Genomic DNA, 20,514 nt, shown 5'->3' on the forward strand with positions numbered 1-20,514 from the left:
GCTATTTAGGACGGGTCACATTAATAAGAACAGGCGCGAATTTCGCGCCTTTTTTATTGGGAGCCTGATGTCTCAAATATTATTGATAACTATTATCATTTGCTTTATTGTTACCGCCGTTACCTTTAAGGGCATCACTTTTACACTTTTCCCTTTATTATCGCTGTTCGTCTGACTTAAGTAATCACAGGTATTGAGAATGAGTGTGACCCACGACCCTGCGCAGTACGCCGCAAAACCGCAGACCGACGGCGTGATGGGCCGCTACCATCACATGCTGCGTCATCGTCTGCTGATGATGAGCGTGCTGGTACTGGCTATCCTCGCTTCGCTGGTGTTTGACTTCACCCTCGGCCCGTCTGGCTTATCGCTGGAAGCGCTGTGGCGCACGCTGCTGTCGCCGGAAGCGGTCGATGCCGGCACGCGGGTCATCGTTTGGGACATTCGTCTGCCTTACGCGCTGATGGCGGTGGTAGTGGGCCTTGCCCTTGGCCTGGCCGGGGCGGAGATGCAAACCATCCTGAATAACCCGCTGGCCAGCCCGTTCACCCTTGGGGTTTCCTCGGCGGCGGCGTTTGGCGCTGCGCTGGCGATCGTTCTGGGGATCGGCCTGCCGGGCATTCCTGACCAGTGGTTTATTTCGGCCAACGCCTTCGTTTTTGCGCTGTTTGCCGCCCTGATGCTGGATGGCATCACGCGCTGGACCAGGGTTGCCACCTCTGGCGTGGTGCTGTTTGGGATCGCGCTGGTGTTTACCTTTAATGCGCTGGTGTCGATGATGCAGTTTATTGCCAGCGAAGATACGCTACAGGGGCTGGTGTTCTGGACGATGGGGAGCCTGGCGAGAGCCTCATGGGAAAAGCTGGGGGTTCTGACGCTGGCTTTTGCCCTTCTGGTGCCGTTCTCAATGATGAGCGCCTGGAAGCTGACCGCGCTGCGTCTCGGCGAGGATCGCGCCGTCAGTTTTGGTATTGACGTCCGCCGCCTGCGTCTCGGCACGCTGCTGCGCATCAGCATTCTTTCCGCGCTGGCCGTGGCCTTCGTCGGGCCGATTGGCTTTATCGGCCTGGTGGCTCCCCATATTGCGCGCATGATTTTTGGTGAGGATCACCGTTTCTATCTACCGGCCAGCGCCCTGACCGGCGCGCTGGTGCTGTCGATGGCCTCCGTGGTGTCGAAAAACCTGATCCCAGGCGTGATCATTCCGGTGGGTATCGTGACCTCGCTGGTTGGCGTGCCGTTCTTCCTGAGCATTATTCTGCGCCACCGGGGGACTGTCTGATGGATGGCTTACGCATCAGTGGGTTCCATGCCGGTTACCCAAAACGCAAAATTATCAGCAATCTCAACGTACCGCTGCTGCCGCGCGGCAAAATCACCGTGCTGCTTGGACCGAACGGCTGTGGTAAATCCACGCTGCTGCGCTCGCTGGCCGGACTTAACCGTGCTGAAGGGGAAGTGTGGCTGAACGGCACCGCGCTGATGTCCCAGCCTTTTGCCCGTCGTGCGGAGAAGGTAGTTTATCTGCCGCAGTCGCTGCCGGCTGGCGTTCATCTGCATGTGCTGGAGTCGATCATTGTTGCCCAGCGGGCTTCAGGAGGGCGCAGCAGCAGCGCGAGCGAAGCGGAAGTGATGTCGGTGCTCGAACAGCTGGGGATTTCGCATCTGGCGCTGAGCTATCTGGATCAGCTCTCCGGCGGTCAGAAACAGCTGGTTGGCCTGGCGCAATCCTTAATTCGCCGCCCTGAGCTGTTATTACTGGATGAACCGCTTAGCGCGCTGGATCTGAATTATCAGTTCCACGTAATGGATTTAGTCCGCAGAGAAACGCGCAAGCGCAATATTATTACCATCGTCGTTATTCACGATATTAATATCGCGCTGCGCCATGGCGAACATGTATTAATGTTGCAGAATGGTGAATTAATTGCCGACGGTCTGCCGGAAGAGGTGATTACTCCGGAAAGTCTGGCAACCGTTTATGGGGTGAAGGGCCGCATAGAGCGCTGCACCCAGGGAACGCCACAGGTGCTGATTGATGGCCTGGTAGCGGAACCCACGCTGTAATTTAAAACCGGAAGATAACCGGAAAAAGTCAGCAGAGTTAACTCTGCGGTTTTTGTGTGAGCAAAGGATATTGATATCACTTTTTTAATTTGCGCCTCATGGAGAATAGCATGCTCAGGTTGAATCCCGTTGTTCGCTGCGGGCTGTGCGCGTCTGCGCTGGCCTTCACTTTCCCGGTTGCTGCTGAAGAATCGGAAGAAAAAAAGCAGGATACTCTCGTTGTCACGGCTTCGGCCGTCGAAGTTAACCTCAAAGAAGCCCCTGCCAGTATCAGCGTGATTACCGCTGAAGAGATCAAACGAAAGCCGGTTCAGAACCTCAGGGATGCCCTGCGCGACGTGCCCGGCGTCCAGTTGACCAATGAAGGCGATAACCGCAAGGGCGTCAGCCTGCGCGGGCTGGACAGCAGCTATACGCTGATCCTGATCGACGGCAAGCGGGTTAACTCACGCAATGCCGTGTTCCGCCATAATGACTTTGATTTGAACTGGATCCCCGCCGATGCCATCGAGCGCATCGAAGTGGTACGCGGGCCGATGTCCTCACTGTATGGATCTGATGCCCTTGGCGGCGTGGTGAATATTATCACCCGTAAGGTGGGCAAGGCGTGGCACGGCACCTTCAGCGCCGACACGACGGTGCAGGAGCATCGCGATCGGGGCGACAGCTACAACGGCAATTTTTTCACCAGCGGGCCGATTATTGACGATCTGCTGGGCGTCAAAGTCTACGGTAGCCTCGGCAAGCGCGAAAAGGACGGTCAGCAGGCATCGGCCAGCTCGGCCACCGGTCTCAGCCCGCGCATTGAGGGTTACACCGCCCGCGACGGTAATGTGGAGTTTTCCCTCACGCCGACGGAAAGCCAGGATATGACCTTCGGTTACGGCTTCGATCGTCAGGATCGGGAGTCAGACTCGCTGGATAAAAACCGTCTGGAGCGGCACAACTACTCGCTTGGTCACAATGGCCGCTGGGACTGGGGCACTACCGAGCTGCGTTTTTACGGCGATCGGGTTGACAACTACACCGGCGGGGACAACATCATTGCCAAAAACAACTCGCTGGAGGGCAAGCTGGTCCTGCCGCTGGGCGAAGTGAACCAGCTGTTAACCTTCGGCGGGGAAGTGCGGCACGATAAGCTTGAAGACCCGGTAAACCTGTCGGGCAGCGGTAAAACCTCGGCCAGCCAGTACGCGCTATTTGTCGAGGATGAATGGCGGATTTTCGATGCGCTGGCGCTGACCACCGGCGTGCGCATGGACGATCACCAAACCTATGGCGACCACTGGAGCCCGCGCGCCTATCTGGTCTACAGCGCGACGGATACCGTTACGGTAAAAGGCGGCTGGGCTAATGCTTTCAAGGCCCCGTCGCTGCTACAGCTCAGCCCCGACTGGCAAACTAACTCCTGCCGCGGCAGCTGTAGCATTGTCGGCAGCCCGGATCTGAAGCCGGAAACCAGCGAAAGCTTTGAACTCGGTATTTACTATGCCGGAGATGAGGGGCTGCTGGAGGGCGTAACGGGCAGCATCACCGCCTTCCAGAACAATGTCGATGATATGATCAGCATTGCGCGCACCTCTTCAGCAAGCCTGGCGCCTGGCTATACCAACTTTGTCGGCTTTGACGACAGCGGCCGTCCGGTATTCCGCTACTACAACGTCAACAAAGCGCGAATTACCGGGCTGGAAACGGAATTGAAGATCCCGCTTGATGACCGCTGGAAGTTAACGCTGAACTACACCTATACCGACGGGCGAGACCTGAGCGATGGCGGCAATAAGCCGCTGCAGGAGCTGCCGCTGCACACGGCAAACGGCACGCTGGACTGGACGCCACTAGAGGACTGGTCGCTCTATCTGCAGGCGAACTACTCCGGCGAGCGGCGAACGCTGAACAACGATGGCTCAACGCCGGGCGGTTACGTGCTGTGGAATACCGGGGCATCCTGGCAGGCGACCAAAGCCGTTAAGCTGCGGGCAGGGGTACTGAACCTCGTTGACAAAGATCTCAACCGGGACAGCTACAGTTATAACGAAGATGGCCGTCGCTACTTCGCGGCGCTGGACTATACTTTCTGATCGGGTGAGAGGAAGTGCGATCGATAAGAAGCCGGGCAGCGCCCGGCTTCTCTGTTTTATGCCAGCAGATGCTGCGCATGGAACCGCAGATGATCTTCCACAAAACTGGCGATGAAGAAGTAGCTGTGGTCGTACCCTGGCTGAATCCGCACGGTAAGCGGATAGCCTTTTTCGCTGGCGATCTCTGTCAGGCGCTCAGGATGCAACTGATCGGCCAGGAACTGATCGCTGTCGCCCTGATCGATCAGCATCGGCAGCTTCGCCGTGCTGTTGCGCATCAGCCAGCAGCTGTCGTACTGGCACCAGGTCTGGCGATCTTCACCAAGATAGGCGCTGAACGCTTTTTGTCCCCACGGAACTTCGGCCGGATTAACAATTGGCGCAAACGCTGAGGCAGAGGTGAATCTGCCGGGATTTCTCAGCGCCAGCATTATCGCGCCGTGTCCGCCCATCGAATGCCCCATAATCGCCTGACGATCGCTGACGTTGAAATTACCGGCAATCAGCGCAGGCAGCTCTTCGTTCAGGTAGTCGTACATGCGGAAATGGTCGCTCCACGGGGCCTGGGTTGCGTTCAGATAGAACCCTGCGCCCTGGCCCAGGTCGTAACCCTCATCATTCGCCACGCTTTCACCGCGCGGGCTGGTATCCGGCATCACCAGTACGATACCCAGTTCCGCCGCCAGGCGCTGGGCACCTGACTTGGTGGAAAAGTTCTCATCGGTACAGGTCAGCCCGGCCAGGAAAAACAACACCGGCGGCGGAGACTCCCGCTTTGGCCCCGGCAGGAAAATGCTGAAGGTCATCGCGCAGTTCAGCGAGGTGGACGGATGGCGATAGCGCTGCTGCCAGCCGCCAAACATTCGGTGTTCTTCAAGAAGCTCCAGAGTGGATGGCATCAATCCTCCTGATTTATTTTTTGAAATGCACCACGGAACGGATCGATTTACCTTCATGCATCAGCGTAAAGGCGTCGTTAATCTCTTCCAGCGGCATATTATGGGTAATAAAGTCGTTAAGTTGGAATTCACCGTCCAGATAGCGCTGAACAATGCCGGGCAGCTGCGAGCGGCCTTTTACCCCGCCAAAAGCGGAACCGCGCCAGACGCGGCCGGTGACCAGCTGGAATGGACGGGTAGCGATTTCTTCGCCGGCACCGGCCACGCCAATGATCACCGACTCGCCCCAGCCTTTGTGACAGCACTCAAGCGCAGAACGCATCACATTGACGTTGCCGATACATTCAAACGAGAAGTCGACGCCGCCGTCGGTCATCTCAACGATCACCTCCTGGATGGGCTTGTCAAAATTTTTCGGGTTGATCAGGTCGGTAGCGCCCAGTTTAGTGGCAAGGTCAAACTTGCTGGTGTTAAGGTCAATACCGATAATGCGGCCTGCTTTGGCCATTTTTGCGCCGATAATTGCCGACAGACCGATACCGCCCAGGCCGAAAATCGCCACGGTATCGCCTTCTTTTACCTTCGCCGTATTCATCACTGCGCCCATGCCGGTGGTCACGCCGCAGCCGAGCAGGCAGACTTCTTCCAGCGGCGCTTCCTTGCTGATTTTTGCCAGCGAGATTTCCGGGATCACCGTGTATTCGGAGAAGGTGGAGGTGCCCATGTAGTGGAAAATCGGCTTGCCGTCCTTGAAGAAGCGGGTGGTGCCATCCGGCATCAAACCCTTGCCCTGAGTCGCGCGAATCGCCTGACAGAGGTTAGTTTTGCCGGACAGGCAAAATTTACACTTGCCGCACTCCGGGGTGTAAAGCGGGATCACATGATCGCCAACGGCAACGCTGGTCACGCCTTCACCGATCGCTTCAACTACGCCGCCGCCTTCATGACCGAGGATAGCGGGGAATACGCCTTCCGGATCTTTACCGGACAGGGTATAGGCATCGGTGTGGCAAACGCCGGTGGCGACGATACGCACCAGCACTTCACCTTTCTGCGGCGGCATCAGGTCCACTTCTTCAATTGAAAGAGGTTCACCAGCAGCCCAGGCAATAGCCGCGCGAGTCTTAATCATTTGCATGTCTCTTTTCCTCTGAGGGGTAATTATGGACGAATTTCGTCACCTGCTGGCGCCTCGTCAATTTGTTCGATAATCAGGTATTTCAGCGCTTCCACGTTGGGGGTGAAAGCATCACGCCGCCAGACCAGCCAGGTGGCGGCATTGCGAACCTCATCCGACAGGGCGTGGCGCCTGATGCGACCTTTCGCGGGCAGCTGCTCCAGTACTGATTCCGGCAGCAGGGCCAGGCCCGCGCCGCTGGCTACGCAGGCAAGCATAGCGTGATAGGACTGAATTTCCATAAACGTGCCGGGCTGGACGCCCGCGCTGCGAAACCAGTTTTCAAACCGCAGGCGGTAGGAGCAGCTTGGGCGAAAAGCAAAGAGGGTATTGCCTGCCGCGTCCGCAGGATCAACGATCGGCGGATGCTCAAGGCTGGAGATCAGCACCATCTGCTCGTGAAAGGCTATGCAGCTATTCAGCTCATCAACGCGTATCGGCCCGTCGGCCAGCGCCGCTGCCAGCGTCCCTTCACGTACGCGCTCAATGATTTCGCCGGAGGTGCCGGTGATCAGCGACAGCGCCACGGCAGGAAAGCGCTGGTGATAGGCTGCCAGCAGTGAGGGCAGGCGGGTAGCCGCAGTGCTCTCCATGGAGCCAAGGGCAAAATTGCCGCCGGGTTCGCCGCTATGGGCCATACTCATCGCTTCCTCGCTTAGCGCGAGGATGCGCTGCGCGTAGCCAAGGAAATTATGGCCCATCGGCGAAAGGCGTATCCGCTGTTTCTCACGGATAAAGAGGTCGGCGCCCAGCTCCTGTTCAAGCTGGCGCAGACGCGTAGTCAGATTCGACGGCACCCGATGCATCAGCTCTGCGGCGCGCGCCAGCGAACCGCTATCGGCTACGGAGCAGAACATTTTTAGCTGGGTTAAATCCATTGATTCTCGTCTCGTAAACAACTTGGTTATTATTATTCACTTTCCGTGAGTATAGCTATCGGGCAGGATAGTGGCAACATTTTATCGGCACTGATGCCGGCTGGTACTGAAACAGGGTAAGGAGTCAATGATGGCTTTACGCGTAGCGTTGAGTGCGTTTCTGTCGCTGGTGGTGGCGATGGGGATTGGGCGGTTTGCTTTTACACCCCAGGTTCCACTGATGATTAATGAACACCAGCTTTCGCTGACCAGCGCCGGAGTTGTCGCCGCCTTTAACTACCTGGGCTATCTCTGCGGTTCATGGAACGCAATGCGAGCTACGCGGCAGGTTGAGCTGCGCCTGAAGCTGGGGATTTGGGGCGCCGTGGCGCTGACCCTGCTTTCCGCCTGTGCCACCGGCCCGTGGCTGCACGGCATTATTCGCTTCTTTATCGGCTGGGCGAGCGGCTGGGCAATGGTGCTGATTGCCGCCTGGAGCAACGAGTATCTGCAAAGGCTGGGCAGGCCGGGGCTGAGTGCGGCGGTATTTGCCGGACCCGGCACCGGCATTTTCCTGAGCGGCATACTGGCGGTGGCGCTGCATTCGCAGCAGGTGAGCGCAACCTGGGCTTGGTGCGCCTACGGCGTGCTGGCGCTGGCGCTGGTGGTGTTAATAGCGCGCAACCTCCCGCGGCGTGGGGAGCTTCATCGTCCTGAGACGGCACCGGAGCCGCTGGTGCTGACTGCCGGGCTGAAAAGGCTGGTATGGAGCTACAGCCTGGCCGGATTTGGCTATATCCTGCCTGCCACCTTTCTCTCGCAGATGGCCGCCTCTCGCTTCCCCGGCAGCCCGGTCGCCCAGTTCGTCTGGCCGATCTTTGGCGGCGCGGCGGTGCTCGGCATTGTTTTGGGGATACTGACGCGCCACTACGGCAGCGCCAATACCCGTCTTGCCATTGCTTTGTGGGCGCAGGCGGCGGGCGTTTTTTGTGCGGACGCCGTGCCGGGAATTGGCGGGCTGGCGCTGGGGGCGGCGCTGATCGGCGGTGGCTTCCTTTGTGTCGTGCAACTCTCGTTGCAATATGGGCGCGAGCTGGCCCCGCGACACACGCGCTACCTTGCCGGTTTACTGACTACGGGATATGCGGTTGGGCAACTGGTAGGGCCGCTGCTTTCGGCCCTTTCCACCACGCTAACCCATCAGCTTGAGCCAGCGCTGTATGTGGCGGGAGCAGGGCTGGTGGTGGCCGGAGCCTTAGTCTGGAAGCGCGACCCGGCGGCTGAATGAAACAGTTTCACGGCTCTTTAAATTGATTCACTGGATTAACGGCGCATTGTGTACCAAAATACCGCCTCAGAATTTATGCAGGCCCTTTGCAGGCCAGCGTTACACCTGCCGGAGAAGAATCATCATGGCTGCGTTAAGTCAGGAAGCCGCACTTGTTCACGAGGCGCTACTCGCTCGTGGACTGGAAACCCCGTTACGCTCACCCGTGCGTGAAATGGATGACGAAACCCGTAAGCGGCTGATTGCCGGCCATATGACCGAAATCATGCAGCTGCTCAATCTCGATCTGGAAGATGACAGCCTGGCTGAAACGCCGCACCGCATTGCTAAAATGTATGTGAACGAAGTTTTCTCCGGTCTGGATTACGCCAACTTCCCGAAAATCACCGTCATTGAGAACAAAATGAAGGTGGATGAGATGGTGACCGTGCGTGATATCACGCTTACCAGCACCTGTGAGCATCACTTTGTGATCATCGACGGTAAGGCGACCGTCGCCTATATCCCAAAAGAAAAGGTGATCGGCCTGTCGAAGATTAACCGCATCGTACAGTTCTTCTCGTCGCGCCCACAGGTGCAGGAACGCCTGACTCAGCAGATCCTTCTGGCGCTGCAAACGCTGCTGGGCACCAATAACGTGGCCGTCTCAATCGATGCGGTGCACTACTGCGTGAAGGCGCGCGGCATTCGTGATGCGACCAGCGCCACCACCACGACTTCGCTGGGCGGATTATTCAAATCCAGTCAGAACACCCGCCAGGAATTCTTGCGTGCGGTGCGCCACAGCTAGTTACCATTAACAGGAATTCCATGCCACGCATTCACACGCTGGATTTTATTCGTGGCCTGGCCATTCTGGGTATCCTGCTGCTCAATATCGTCGCTTTCGGGCTGCCCTCGGCGGCCTATCTTAACCCTGCCTGGCAGGGCAGGATGCCGCCGCTAAGCGACACGCTAAGCTGGGCAGCAACCGATCTCCTCGCGCAGGTTAAATTTCTCTCCCTGTTTGCGCTGCTGTTTGGCGCCAGTCTGCAAATGTTGCTGCCGCGAGGCAAGCGCTGGCTTCAGGCGCGGCTGGTCTGGCTGATGGTCTTTGGGCTGCTGCATAATATTTTCCTGTGGGACGGTGATATTCTGCTCGACTACGGCCTGATTGGGCTGGCGGTGTGGCGGATGATCCGCGATGTTCCTTCCTCCCGACAGCTGTTGAACACTGGCGTGATGCTGTACGTCATTGGCAGCGCCGTTTTACTGCTTCTCGGGCTGGGGACCGGCTCTGCGCCGAATAGCTCCTGGATACCCGGCATGGCCAACGTGCAGTACGAAACGTTCTGGCATACGCAGGGGGGCTGGCAGGCCATTCAGGGCCGGATGAGCCAGTTCTCTTCCAGCCTTATGGCGCTGGCGGCGCAGTATGGCTGGCAGTTAGCCGGATTGATGATGGTGGGCGGCGCGCTAATGCGCAACGGCTGGCTACAGGGCCAGCGCAGTCTGGCGCACTATCGTCGGGCGGCGCTGTTCCTTATCTCCCTGTCGTGGCTGATCCAACTCCCCAGCCTGTATCTACAGTGGAACAGCGGCTGGGACTTCCGCCGGGCGGCTTTCTTTCTCCAGGTGCCGCGTGAGCTGGGCGCGCCGCTTCAGGCCGTGGGCTATGCAGCCCTCTGTTATGGCTTCTGGCCAACGCTTTCATCTCTTAAAATCACCTATGCCGTCAGCTGTGTCGGGCGGATGGCGCTGAGCAACTATCTGCTGCAAACGCTGGTCTGCACCACGCTTTTCGACCGTCTGGGCCTGTTCAACAAGTTCGACCGTCTGCAGCTGCTCGCGCTGGTTCCTGCCGTCTGGGCCATCAATGTGCTGTTCTCACTGCTCTGGCTGCGTCATTTCCGTCAGGGACCGGTTGAATGGCTTTGGCGCAAACTGACCCGGCTAAGCGGTGGCGAGCCGCTGGAAAAAAGCCCTCTCGGAGGATGACGGCCGTCACAAAGGTTGCAGAATTGTATGTAACCGTTTTCATCCTTGTGACGAGATTCACGTAGCACAGCATTGACCCCTGCCAGAATAGCCGCCAGAACACAGTGTCAGGACGGACTATGCAAAACTTACTCTTCCCTGGTAATCCCCTATGATTACCATCCGTGATGTGGCCAGAGAGGCTGGCGTATCGGTAGCAACGGTTTCCCGCGTGCTGAATAACAGCGCCGCCGTCACCCCGGAAACCCGTGAGATGGTGCTGAACATTGTTGAAACGCTGGGCTACCGGCCGAACGCCAACGCTCAGGCGCTGGCTACTCAGGTCAGCGACACCATTGGCGTGGTGGTGATGGACGTGTCCGACCCCTTCTTTGGCGCGCTGGTCAAAGCGGTAGATACCGTTGCCCAACGTATGCAAAAACATGTGCTTATCAACAACTCTTACCATCAGGCGGACAAAGAGCGTCATGCCATTGAGGTGCTGATCCGCCAGCGCTGCAACGCGCTGGTGGTCCATGCCAAGGCGCTGGGCGACGCTGAGCTGCGCTCTTTGATGGACCAGATACCGGGCATGGTGCTGATTAACCGTACCGTGCCGGGCTACGCCCATCGCTGCGTTTGCCTGGACAATATCAGCGGCGCGCTGATGGCGACGCGCATGCTTCAGCAGCAGGGACATCAGCGTATCGGCTACCTCGGCTCCAGCCATCCGATTGAGGACGTGGAGCAGCGGCGGACGGGCTGGCAGCAGGCGTTGGCAGAGCAGGGGATAACGCCTCCAGAGAGCTGGGTCGCCAGCGCTGAACCAGACATGCAGGGGGGAGAGGCGGCAATGGTTGAGCTGCTGGGACGCAACCTGCATCTGACGGCGGTGTTTGCCTACAACGACAGCATGGCAGCTGGTGCGCTGGCGGCGTTGAAAGACAACGGTATTGCGGTGCCACAGCATTTATCGCTGGTCGGTTTCGACGATATTCCGATCTCGCGCTATACCGATCCGCAACTGACGACGGTTCGCTATCCTATTGTTTCTATGGCGAAACTGGCTACTGAACTGGCGCTGAAAGGCGCGGCTGGCGAGCTGGATGAGAGCGCGGAGCACTGCTTTATGCCGACGCTGGTTCGCCGTCATTCCGTGGCATCGCGGCAAAATGTGGCAGCCGTCACTAACTCAAGCGATTCCGCGGTGTAACCGTTTTCAATTTGTGAGTAAATTCACAGTTAATTAACATCACTCTCTCTATGATGGCAGCAGCTTACAGAGGGTGAAACATTATGTAACGTGGCCGGTTCCCGTGATACCAGCCGCAAGCCTCTCAGTGAAACAGTTCATTACACAGCGTTCTGGAAGCGTTACCGCACAGGGAAGTCGGGTTTGTTTTAACAAATAATCGGCTTTGCTTAACGTTTTATTAACTTTATGCCTGCCGGAAAAATTAACGCGCTGCCTTTTCCCCTCGCGGATTGCGCAGAGCGTTGAGTAAGACCCTACAAAAAAACCGGAGATACCATGAATAAGAAGGCTTTCACGCTCACAGCCCTGGTGGCCAGCATGATGTTTGGCGCAGCGGCGCAGGCAGCCGATACTCGCATCGGCGTGACCATCTACAAATATGATGACAACTTCATGTCCGTCGTGCGTAAAGACATCGAGAAAGATGCGAAAGACAGCCCCGGTATTCAGCTGTTGATGAACGACTCACAGAACAGCCAGTCAACCCAGAACGACCAGGTTGACGTGCTGGTGGCGAAAGGCGTGAAAGCGCTGGCTATTAACCTGGTTGACCCAGCCGCTGCGGCCGTGGTGATCGGCAAAGCCAAAGCGAACGACATTCCTATTGTGTTCTTTAACAAAGAACCTACCGCGAAAGCGCTGGCCAGCTACGACAAGGCTTACTACGTCGGGACCGACTCTAAAGAGTCCGGCGTGAAGCAGGGCGAGCTGATTGAGAAGCACTGGAAAGCGACGCCTGCGTGGGATCTGAACAAAGATGGCGTGATCCAGTTCGTGCTGCTGAAAGGCGAGCCGGGCCACCCGGATGCGGAAGCCCGTACTAAATACGTTATTGATACCCTGAATAAAGACGGCGTGAAAACTCAGCAGCTGCATCTGGATACCGCTATGTGGGATACCGCCCAGGCGAAAGATAAGATGGATGCGTGGTTGTCCGGCCCGAACGGCAACAAAATTGAAGTGGTCATCGCCAATAACGATGCGATGGCAATGGGCGCGGTTGAAGCGCTGAAAGCGCACAACAAATCCTCGGTGCCGGTCTTCGGCGTGGATGCGCTGCCGGAAGCGCTGGCATTGGTGAAATCTGGCGCCATGGCCGGAACCGTGCTTAACGATGCCGAAAACCAGGCAAAAGCCACGCTTGAGATGGCGAAAAACCTGGCCGATGGCAAACCGGCTACCGAAGGGACTAACTATAAGCTTGACGGCAAAGTGGTTCGCGTAGCCTACGTGCCGATTGATAAAGAAAATCTCTCTCAGTTCACCAAATAATAGCCGTACCTGTACCGGGCCAGCCGTTTAGCTGGCCCGCTTTCACGCAACGTTCAGCCAGGTAGAATTATGGGCAGCGATAAAGTGCAAACACAGCGCGAATATCTGCTGGAGATGACCAATGTCAGCAAGTCATTTCCTGGGGTTAAAGCACTGGACAACGTGAATTTAAAAATTCGCCCTCACTCTGTTCATGCCCTGATGGGGGAGAACGGCGCGGGGAAGTCCACGTTATTAAAATGCCTGTTTGGCATTTACAGTAAAGATACGGGGAGCATCCTTTTTCAGGGAAAGGAAATCGATTATAAAAGTTCCAAAGAGGCGCTGGAAAACGGCGTGTCGATGGTGCACCAGGAATTAAACCTGGTTTTACAGCGCACGGTAATGGATAACATGTGGCTGGGACGTTACCCGCGGAAAGGGTTCTTTGTCGATCACGATAAAATGTACCGTGATACCAAAGCCATTTTTGACGAGCTGGATATTGATATCGACCCGCGCGACAAGGTTGTGACCCTGTCCGTGTCGCAAATGCAGATGGTCGAAATAGCCAAAGCTTTCTCCTACGATGCCAAAATAGTGATCATGGATGAGCCGACTTCTTCCTTAACGGAAAAAGAGGTGAACCACCTGTTTACTATTATTCGCAAGCTAAAAGATCGCGGCTGCGGCATTGTTTATATTTCGCATAAAATGGAAGAAATTTTCCAGCTGTGTGATGAGATAACTATCCTGCGTGACGGTCAGTGGATTACTACCCAGCCGCTTGAAGGTCTGGATATGGATAAGATCATCGCCATGATGGTCGGGCGTTCGCTGAACCAGCGTTTCCCGGATAAAACCAACGTGCCGGGGGAGACTATCCTTGAGGTGCGCAATCTGACTTCGCTGCGCCAGCCGTCGATTCGGGATATTTCTTTCGATCTGCGTAAGGGCGAAATTCTCGGCGTGGCAGGACTGGTGGGAGCCAAGCGGACCGATATCGTGGAAACGCTGTTCGGCATCCGCGAAAAGTCAGGCGGCACCATTAAGCTGCACGGTAAAAAGATCAATAACCACAGCGCGAATGAAGCGATCAACCACGGGTTTGCCCTGGTTACCGAAGAGCGTCGCGCAACCGGTATTTACGCGTTTCTGGACATCGGCTTTAACTCGCTGATTTCTAATATTCGTAAATATAAAAACAGTATTGGGCTGCTGGATAACAGCCGGATGAAAAGTGATACCCAGTGGGTGATTGACGCCATGCGCGTTAAAACGCCGGGGCACCATACGTCAATTGGCTCTCTTTCCGGGGGCAACCAGCAGAAAGTGATTATTGGTCGCTGGCTGTTAACCCAGCCGGAAATATTAATGCTGGACGAACCAACGCGCGGTATTGACGTTGGAGCGAAGTTTGAAATTTATCAGCTAATTTCAGAACTGGCGAAGAAGGAGAAAGGCATCATTATTATTTCTTCCGAAATGCCGGAACTTTTAGGGATTACCGACAGGATTTTGGTAATGAGTAACGGCATGGTTGCGGGCATAGTAGAAACCAAATCGACAACGCAAAACGAAATTTTACGTTTAGCATCGTTGCACCTTTAATAGGGCTGTTACCATGAAAGCTGTGAATAAAAAGAATGCGCTCACCTGGTTAAAAGAAGGTGGAATATACGTTGTGTTGCTGGTACTGCTGGCGATCATTATCTTTCAGGATCCTACATTCTTAAGTTTGATGAACCTGAGTAATATTTTAACCCAGTCTTCCGTGCGCATTATTATCGCGCTGGGCGTCGCCGGGTTGATTGTGACCCAGGGGACTGACCTGTCTGCCGGTCGTCAGGTGGGGCTGGCCGCGGTGGTGGCCGCCACGCTGCTCCAGGCGATGGATAACGCCAACAAAGTGTTCCCCCATATGGACACGGTGCCGATTCCGCTGGTAATCCTGACTGTCTGCGTTATTGGCGGCATTATTGGCCTGGTGAACGGCCTGATTATCGCCTACCTGAAGGTGACGCCGTTTATCACCACGCTGGGTACGATGATTATCGTTTACGGCATCAACTCGCTGTATTACGACTTCGTTGGCGCCTCGCCGATTGCCGGCTTCGACGACAAGTTCTCGACCTTTGCCCAGGGCTTTATCCGCTTTGGCGACTTTAAGCTCTCGTACATTACTTTCTATGCGCTGATTGCCATCTTCTTTGTCTGGGTGCTGTGGAATAAAACCCGCTTTGGTAAAAACATTTTTGCCATCGGCGGCAACCCGGAAGCGGCAAGGGTATCAGGCGTCAATGTTAACCTTAACCTGATCCTGATTTATGCGCTGTCCGGCGTGTTCTACGCCTTTGGTGGGATGCTGGAAGCGGGGCGCATCGGCTCGGCTACCAACAACCTGGGCTTTATGTACGAGCTGGATGCGATTGCGGCCTGCGTGGTGGGCGGCGTGTCGTTCGCCGGTGGCGTCGGTACTGTGGCTGGCGTGGTGACCGGGGTGCTGATCTTCACCGTCATCAACTACGGGCTGACCTATATTGGCGTTAACCCATACTGGCAGTACATCATTAAGGGCGGCATCATTATTTTCGCCGTCGCGCTGGACTCCCTGAAGTACGCTCGCAAGAAATAGGGCTTCAGTTAAATCAAAAGGCCAGGCTGCAAACGCAACCTGGCCTTTTTTTTATCTTATTCAGGCCGTGCATCCGGTAGCGGCTGAGGCATCGCTTTCTGCTCTGGCTCAGGCGTTTTCTGCGGCTCAGGCTTTTTCTGTGGTTCAGACTTTTGCGCGGCTTCCAGCTTTTGCTGCAACTCAAGCAGCTGCTCAGGCGTGACGGCGGGGTAGCTTTGCGCATCATCAGGGACTTCATGACGGGCAGGGATTGGCACCATTGGCCCCAGGAAGTGCGGTTCGCGCTTCATCAGGTACAGATCGGCCAGCGCGCCAAGCCTGGCTCCTACTTCTCGCAACCTAATATTCAGCATGTTTTTGGGCGACGGCACGGCGTAACACTGTGCCTGAATGCCCATATGCAGAGCGATAAACAGCGCGCGCTCGCAGTGGAAGCGCTGGGTAATGATGATGAAATCGTTGGTGTCGAACACTTTACGGGTGCGGACAATGGAGTCCAGCGTGCGGAATCCGGCAAAATCGAGCACGATGTCGGCCGGATCGACGCCTGCGGCAATCAGATCGCGACGCATGGTCATCGGCTCGTTATAACTTTGCTGGGCGTTGTCGCCGCTAAGCAGCAGGTAGTTTACCTTGCCGCTGTTATAGGCATTCAGCGCGCCCTGCATACGGTAAAGGTAGTACTGATTAATTACGCCGGTACGGTAATACTTAGCCGTCCCCAGCACCACGCCCACCTGGCGGTGGGGCAGCGACTTCAGATCGTCGTAGACGTAGGGCGCCGTTTTCCAGCTCATCCAGCGATCCAGGCCGAGCGCGGTCAGTACCATCAGGACAATGATGATAATCAGACCATAAATCAAGCGTTTTACCATGCCAGACAGCGCTCAGCCTTGCGAAAAAAAAGGTAAATCAAGGCTACTTGACCAGGCGAAGTGAAGCAAGCTACGGCACGTCGGATGGCGGCTTTTCGCACAAATAGACGGAAGAAAGGGAGAAAAATGAGAGCCGGATGCAGAACGCATCCGGCTTTTAGCGTCAGATAGACGTCCGACGGTAGTGGCGGTACTGCGGCAGCCAGAAATTGGCGGCGATGGATTTGGAGAGTACATCTTCAGATGTGACCATGGCAACGCCAGCCAGCTGGGCGGCTTTACCTACCGCCATAGCGATGACTTTGGACACGCCCTGAATATCTTTCACCTCCGGCAGCACCGGACCTACGCCGTCGTTCACCAGCGGAGAGCAGTCTGCCAGCGCCCGGCTGGCGGCCATCAACATGCTGTCCGTCACGCGGGTTGCGCCTGAGGCAATCACTCCCAGACCAATACCAGGGAAGATATAGGAGTTATTGCACTGGGCAATCGGGTAGATCTGCTCTTTCCACAGCACCGGGGAGAACGGGCTACCGGTGGCGACCAGCGCCGCGCCGTCGGTCCAGGCCATAATATCCGCTGGGGTGGCTTCCACGCGGGAGGTTGGGTTAGACAGCGGCATAACGATAGGGCGCGTGCAGTGCTTGTGCATTTCGCGAATAATCTCTTCGCTGAACAGGCCCGGCTGGCCAGAGACGCCAATCAGGATATCCGGGCGGGCATGGCGCACTACGTCCAGCAGCGAAATGGCGTCAGAGTTGACATTCCACTCGGCCAGCCTTTCGCTTTTCTGCACCAGCTTGCTCTGGAAGTTAAGCAGATTCGGCAGCTTATCGGTAAGCAGGCCAAAGCGATCCACCATGAACACGCGGGCGCGGGCTTCTTCATCGCTCAGGCCTTCGGATTTCATCTGGGCAACGATCTGCTCGGCAATGCCGCACCCGGCGGAACCGGCGCCAAGGAACACCACTTTCTGCTCGCTCATCGTGCTGCCTGCGGCGCGGCTGGCGGCAATCAGCGTACCCAGCGTGACCGCTGCGGTGCCCTGAATGTCATCGTTGAAGCAGCAAACTTCATCGCGATAGCGCTCCAGGATCGGCATGGCGTTTTTCTGCGCAAAGTCTTCGAATTGCAGCACCACGTTCGGCCAGCGGCTTTTCACCGCCAGAATAAATTCGTGGACGAAGTTATCGTACTCTTCACCGGTAATGCGCGGATGACGCCAGCCCATATACAGCGGGTCATTCAGTAGCTGCTGGTTGTTGGTGCCCACGTCCAGCACGATCGGCAGAGTGTACGCCGGGCTGATGCCGCCACAGGCGGTATACAGGGAGAGCTTGCCGATTGGGATACCCATGCCGCCAATCCCCTGATCGCCCAGGCCAAGAATGCGCTCGCCGTCGGTCACGACGATCACTTTGACGTTCTCCTTGGTGGCGTTTTGCAGCATATCTTCGATATTGTCGCGGTTTGGGTAGGAGATGAAGACGCCGCGAGCGCGACGATAGATTTCAGAGAAGTGCTCACAGGCTGCGCCAACCGTTGGGGTGTAGATGATTGGCATCATCTCTTCAAGATGATTGTCCAGCAGGCGGTAGAACAGGGTTTCGTTGGTGTCCTGGATGTTGCGCAGATAGACGTGCTTGTCGTTATCGTTTTTGAAATCCTGGAACTGACGCCACGCACGCCTGGCCTGCTCTTCAATGGTTTCCACCGTTTCGGGCAGCAGCCCCCGCAGGTTAAATTCATTGCGCTCTTCTACCGAAAAGGCACTTCCCTTATTTAACAGCGGAAATTCCAGCAAAATAGGCCCAGCATAGGGAATATACAGCGGCCGTTTACTTTCGTATTCGAGTTCCATGCAATTAATACTCATTCGGGTCGGGATGTTGTGGGGCAATCCTAAAATATTTACTCCGAAAGTACAGCTTTTGTTAACCCGTTATAACAAAAGGATCGGTTTTACCGCAAAATTATCGCCATTCAGCAGGATGCAGGCAAAGCCCGCGTCCTTGCTGGTCGACAGAACAGGGGACTTTACGCCAGCGGAATGGTGCTGATGCTGGCGCAGCCGAGCGCCTGTAAGGTGGCGACGGTGGCCTGGCGCTGAATCACTTTAGCGTCCGGCGCTTCAGCCAGAACGGCACGCTGAACGGTCAGCACATCGTAACCTGACAGGTTCATTAAATTCAGCGCGGCCTGCAAAGGAGGCAGGCTTGGGTTAAAGGCCGCGTTCTCCGCATAGCTTCCGGCGAAGAGGGCACCGTCTGCCGCCTGCAACGCGACGCCGCTCCAGGCTCCGGTATAGGGGGCATGGCTGCGGTTCGCCGCCTGTAGCGCGGCCTGAGCCAGCGGTTCGCCTTTAATCGGCAGACCGTGGTCGATCTCATCCAGCAGCAGCGTTTTAATCTGTAAATCGCGTGGACCAAAGGCATCCGGCAGGTAGTCGGCTAGCGTCGCGGGCGCGCGCCCCGGCAGATTGATGTTCAGCGAGGTGCCGCTGTTCAGCTCATTCATAAACTGACGGCAGTGACCGCAGGGCGTGTAATTTACCGTAACGGCTTCCAGCGCCGTTTCACCGCGTAGCCAGGCATGGGTAATGGCGCTCTGCTCGGCATGGAGAGTCTGCTGTAGGGTAGCGCCGACGAACTCCATATTCGCCCCAAAATAGAGGTGGCCACTTTTGCCTCGCGCCACTGCGCCGACGTTAAAGTTGGAAAGCGGGGCCACGGCGCAGGCGGCGGCCAGCGGCAACAGGGCAAAAGCCAGTTCCCGATCGTCCAGCCCGGCGGCGGTTTTGACTTCAGCTACCTGATGGGGCGTCAGGAAAGCCTGAAAATCCGCTGCAGAAACGATCGGTTGCAGGGCAGTTTGCAAAGGTAAAGGCAGCGTGGCAAACGCGGCATGAAAACGTGGGTGCATATCGAACCTCTTTCGGGTGATCGGCCGCTAATTCTAGCGGACAGTCAAAGCGTTATATGTGATTGATATCACGCAGGCAATGCAATTCATGCAAGCAAATTGCAAAATGCGCGATCCCTCGCAAATTTTAACCCCAGAGACCGATCAGCAGCGGAAACAGAAACGGCGCCAGCAGCGAGGTGATAATGCCGCAGATCACCAGCGCCAGCGAACTGTATGCCCCTTCCTGATAGTCCAGCTCGACGCAGCGTGCGGTTCCCAGCGCATGAGAGGCGTTGCCAATGGCTAAGCCGCGAGAAGGCTTACCGGTAATCCTCAGCATATTTAGCAGCATATGACCAAACACCGCGCCCAGCACGCCAGCGATCAGGACGCAGATGGCGCTGATGGCCGGAATGCCGCCCAGCGTGCCGGAAACCGCCATCGCAATCGGCGTGGTAACCGATTTTGGCATAATGGTCGCGGCAATCTGCGGCGTCGCGCCCATCCACAGGGCGATAGCGGTACCGGAGATCATCGCTGTCAGGCTGCCCATAAAGCAGACGCCAATAATCGATTTCCAGCGCGCGCGGATCTGGTGGATCTGCTCATAGAGCGGGATTGCCAGCGCCACGACAGAAGGCTGAAGCAGCTGGTTGAGAATCGAGCTTCCCTGAAAATAGCGGGCGTAAGGCATCTGGATCAGCAGTAGCAGCGGGATAATCACCGCCATTGAAACCAGCAGCGGGTTCACCAGCGAGATCTTCACCTTTGCAGCAACCCAGCGCGCCGCAAAAAACACTATCACGGTCAGCGGCAGCGACCACCACATATCACTCATCGCTGGCTCCTGGTTTAGTCAGAGGACGGCTGTGTAACTTGTGGGAAGCCAGCCCGACGGTCAGCAGGACAATAAACGTGCTGAGCACGCAGGAGACGACAATTGGGCCAAACTGCGCGCTGAGGATATCGGTATAGCTCATAATGCCGACGCTGATTGGCACAAACAGCAGACCCATATAGCGAATGAGCAGCGTGCTGCCCGGCTTGACCCACTCCACCGGCAGAATTTGCAACGCCAGCAGGGTAAAGAGCATCAGCATGCCGATAATGCTGCCTGGGATGGTGACGGGGAGCAGGGCAGACAGGCCAGTTCCGGCATACAGACAGAGGTAAATAATGATAAAGGCGCGAAGGACTCGCCAGCCAACTAAGAGCGCGCTGCGCATGATAAGCTCCTGGTTTTATGAACGTTAATCATACGACGAAATG

Annotated in this window: 18 protein-coding genes; 10 read left to right on the top strand and 8 right to left on the bottom strand. The window is 56.4% G+C overall.

Features of this window, described 5'->3' with window-relative positions:
* The first annotated feature begins 199 nt into the window (after positions 1 to 199).
* The 3 genes from NG99_RS01005 to cirA all read left to right on the top strand — a co-directional run bounded on the left by NG99_RS01005 (position 200) and on the right by cirA (position 4,148).
* The gene (locus NG99_RS01005) at positions 200 to 1,282 is read left to right on the top strand and encodes a FecCD family ABC transporter permease (protein WP_034887476.1); all 1,083 of its coding nucleotides are present in this window, start codon (positions 200 to 202) and stop codon (positions 1,280 to 1,282) included.
* A complete protein-coding gene (locus tag NG99_RS01010) occupies positions 1,279 to 2,067 on the top strand; it encodes an ABC transporter ATP-binding protein (RefSeq protein ID WP_157032522.1) in 789 nt (262 codons plus the stop codon). The genes NG99_RS01005 and NG99_RS01010 overlap by 4 nt, the downstream gene beginning before the upstream one ends.
* Positions 2,068 to 2,177: 110 nt before the next feature.
* Positions 2,178 to 4,148 (top strand): catecholate siderophore receptor CirA, encoded by a 1,971-nt coding sequence (gene cirA, locus NG99_RS01015; protein WP_034887479.1) that lies wholly within the window; start codon positions 2,178 to 2,180, stop codon positions 4,146 to 4,148.
* A 56-nt stretch (positions 4,149 to 4,204) separates the two neighbouring features.
* Here the strand turns inward: cirA and fghA are convergent, their stop codons facing one another.
* From fghA to ptrR, 3 genes are read right to left on the bottom strand one after another with little or no spacing between them, the layout of a single operon-like run.
* Complete coding sequence (gene fghA / locus NG99_RS01020) at positions 4,205 to 5,047, bottom strand: S-formylglutathione hydrolase (RefSeq protein ID WP_034887481.1); 843 nt, start codon at positions 5,045 to 5,047, stop codon at positions 4,205 to 4,207.
* Positions 5,048 to 5,060: 13 nt separating this feature from the next.
* Complete coding sequence (locus NG99_RS01025; RefSeq protein ID WP_034887482.1) at positions 5,061 to 6,185, bottom strand: S-(hydroxymethyl)glutathione dehydrogenase/class III alcohol dehydrogenase; 1,125 nt, start codon at positions 6,183 to 6,185, stop codon at positions 5,061 to 5,063.
* Positions 6,186 to 6,208: 23 nt separating this feature from the next.
* Positions 6,209 to 7,102 carry a putrescine utilization regulator PtrR gene (gene ptrR, locus NG99_RS01030; protein WP_034887484.1) on the bottom strand — a complete coding sequence of 298 codons (894 nt, stop codon included), beginning with the start codon at positions 7,100 to 7,102 and terminating at the stop codon, positions 6,209 to 6,211.
* Positions 7,103 to 7,232: 130 nt separating this feature from the next.
* On the opposite strand from ptrR, the gene NG99_RS01035 reads away from it, so the two are divergent.
* The 7 genes from NG99_RS01035 to mglC all read left to right on the top strand — a co-directional run bounded on the left by NG99_RS01035 (position 7,233) and on the right by mglC (position 15,466).
* Positions 7,233 to 8,369 (top strand): YbfB/YjiJ family MFS transporter, encoded by a 1,137-nt coding sequence (locus tag NG99_RS01035; RefSeq protein WP_034887486.1) that lies wholly within the window; start codon positions 7,233 to 7,235, stop codon positions 8,367 to 8,369.
* A gap of 124 nt (positions 8,370 to 8,493) precedes the next feature.
* Entirely contained in the window at positions 8,494 to 9,159 is a 666-nt protein-coding gene (gene folE, locus NG99_RS01040; protein WP_034887487.1) for a GTP cyclohydrolase I FolE, read from the top strand.
* A gap of 20 nt (positions 9,160 to 9,179) precedes the next feature.
* Positions 9,180 to 10,346: a DUF418 domain-containing protein YeiB gene (gene yeiB / locus NG99_RS01045; RefSeq protein WP_034887489.1), complete on the top strand. Its 1,167-nt coding sequence runs from the start codon at positions 9,180 to 9,182 to the stop codon at positions 10,344 to 10,346.
* A 151-nt stretch (positions 10,347 to 10,497) separates the two neighbouring features.
* Positions 10,498 to 11,538, top strand: a complete 1,041-nt coding sequence (gene galS / locus NG99_RS01050; protein WP_034887491.1) for an HTH-type transcriptional regulator GalS — start codon at positions 10,498 to 10,500, stop codon at positions 11,536 to 11,538.
* 318 nt (positions 11,539 to 11,856) lie between these two features.
* Complete coding sequence (gene mglB, locus NG99_RS01055; RefSeq protein ID WP_034887493.1) at positions 11,857 to 12,852, top strand: galactose/glucose ABC transporter substrate-binding protein MglB; 996 nt, start codon at positions 11,857 to 11,859, stop codon at positions 12,850 to 12,852.
* Positions 12,853 to 12,921: 69 nt separating this feature from the next.
* Positions 12,922 to 14,442, top strand: a complete 1,521-nt coding sequence (gene mglA / locus NG99_RS01060; protein WP_034887495.1) for a galactose/methyl galactoside ABC transporter ATP-binding protein MglA — start codon at positions 12,922 to 12,924, stop codon at positions 14,440 to 14,442.
* Positions 14,443 to 14,455: 13 nt separating this feature from the next.
* Positions 14,456 to 15,466, top strand: a complete 1,011-nt coding sequence (gene mglC, locus NG99_RS01065) for a galactose/methyl galactoside ABC transporter permease MglC (RefSeq protein WP_034887497.1) — start codon at positions 14,456 to 14,458, stop codon at positions 15,464 to 15,466.
* A 56-nt stretch (positions 15,467 to 15,522) separates the two neighbouring features.
* Here mglC and sanA read toward each other — a convergent pair whose 3' ends face one another.
* From sanA to NG99_RS01090, 5 genes are all read right to left on the bottom strand, one after another.
* On the bottom strand, positions 15,523 to 16,341 hold the full coding sequence (gene sanA, locus NG99_RS01070) for an outer membrane permeability protein SanA (protein WP_052130501.1): 819 nt from the start codon (positions 16,339 to 16,341) through the stop codon (positions 15,523 to 15,525).
* Positions 16,342 to 16,504: 163 nt separating this feature from the next.
* On the bottom strand, positions 16,505 to 18,202 hold the full coding sequence (locus tag NG99_RS01075; RefSeq protein ID WP_034887499.1) for an NAD-dependent malic enzyme: 1,698 nt from the start codon (positions 18,200 to 18,202) through the stop codon (positions 16,505 to 16,507).
* 176 nt (positions 18,203 to 18,378) lie between these two features.
* On the bottom strand, positions 18,379 to 19,263 hold the full coding sequence (cdd, locus tag NG99_RS01080; RefSeq protein WP_034887501.1) for a cytidine deaminase: 885 nt from the start codon (positions 19,261 to 19,263) through the stop codon (positions 18,379 to 18,381).
* A 127-nt stretch (positions 19,264 to 19,390) separates the two neighbouring features.
* Positions 19,391 to 20,083 (bottom strand): CidB/LrgB family autolysis modulator, encoded by a 693-nt coding sequence (locus NG99_RS01085; protein WP_034887504.1) that lies wholly within the window; start codon positions 20,081 to 20,083, stop codon positions 19,391 to 19,393.
* Complete coding sequence (locus NG99_RS01090) at positions 20,076 to 20,471, bottom strand: CidA/LrgA family protein (RefSeq protein ID WP_034887507.1); 396 nt, start codon at positions 20,469 to 20,471, stop codon at positions 20,076 to 20,078. The genes NG99_RS01085 and NG99_RS01090 overlap by 8 nt, the downstream gene beginning before the upstream one ends.
* Positions 20,472 to 20,514: the final 43 nt, after the last annotated feature.

This window comes from Erwinia typographi, from assembly GCF_000773975.1.
GTDB classification, from domain to species: Bacteria; Pseudomonadota; Gammaproteobacteria; order Enterobacterales; family Enterobacteriaceae; genus Erwinia; species Erwinia typographi.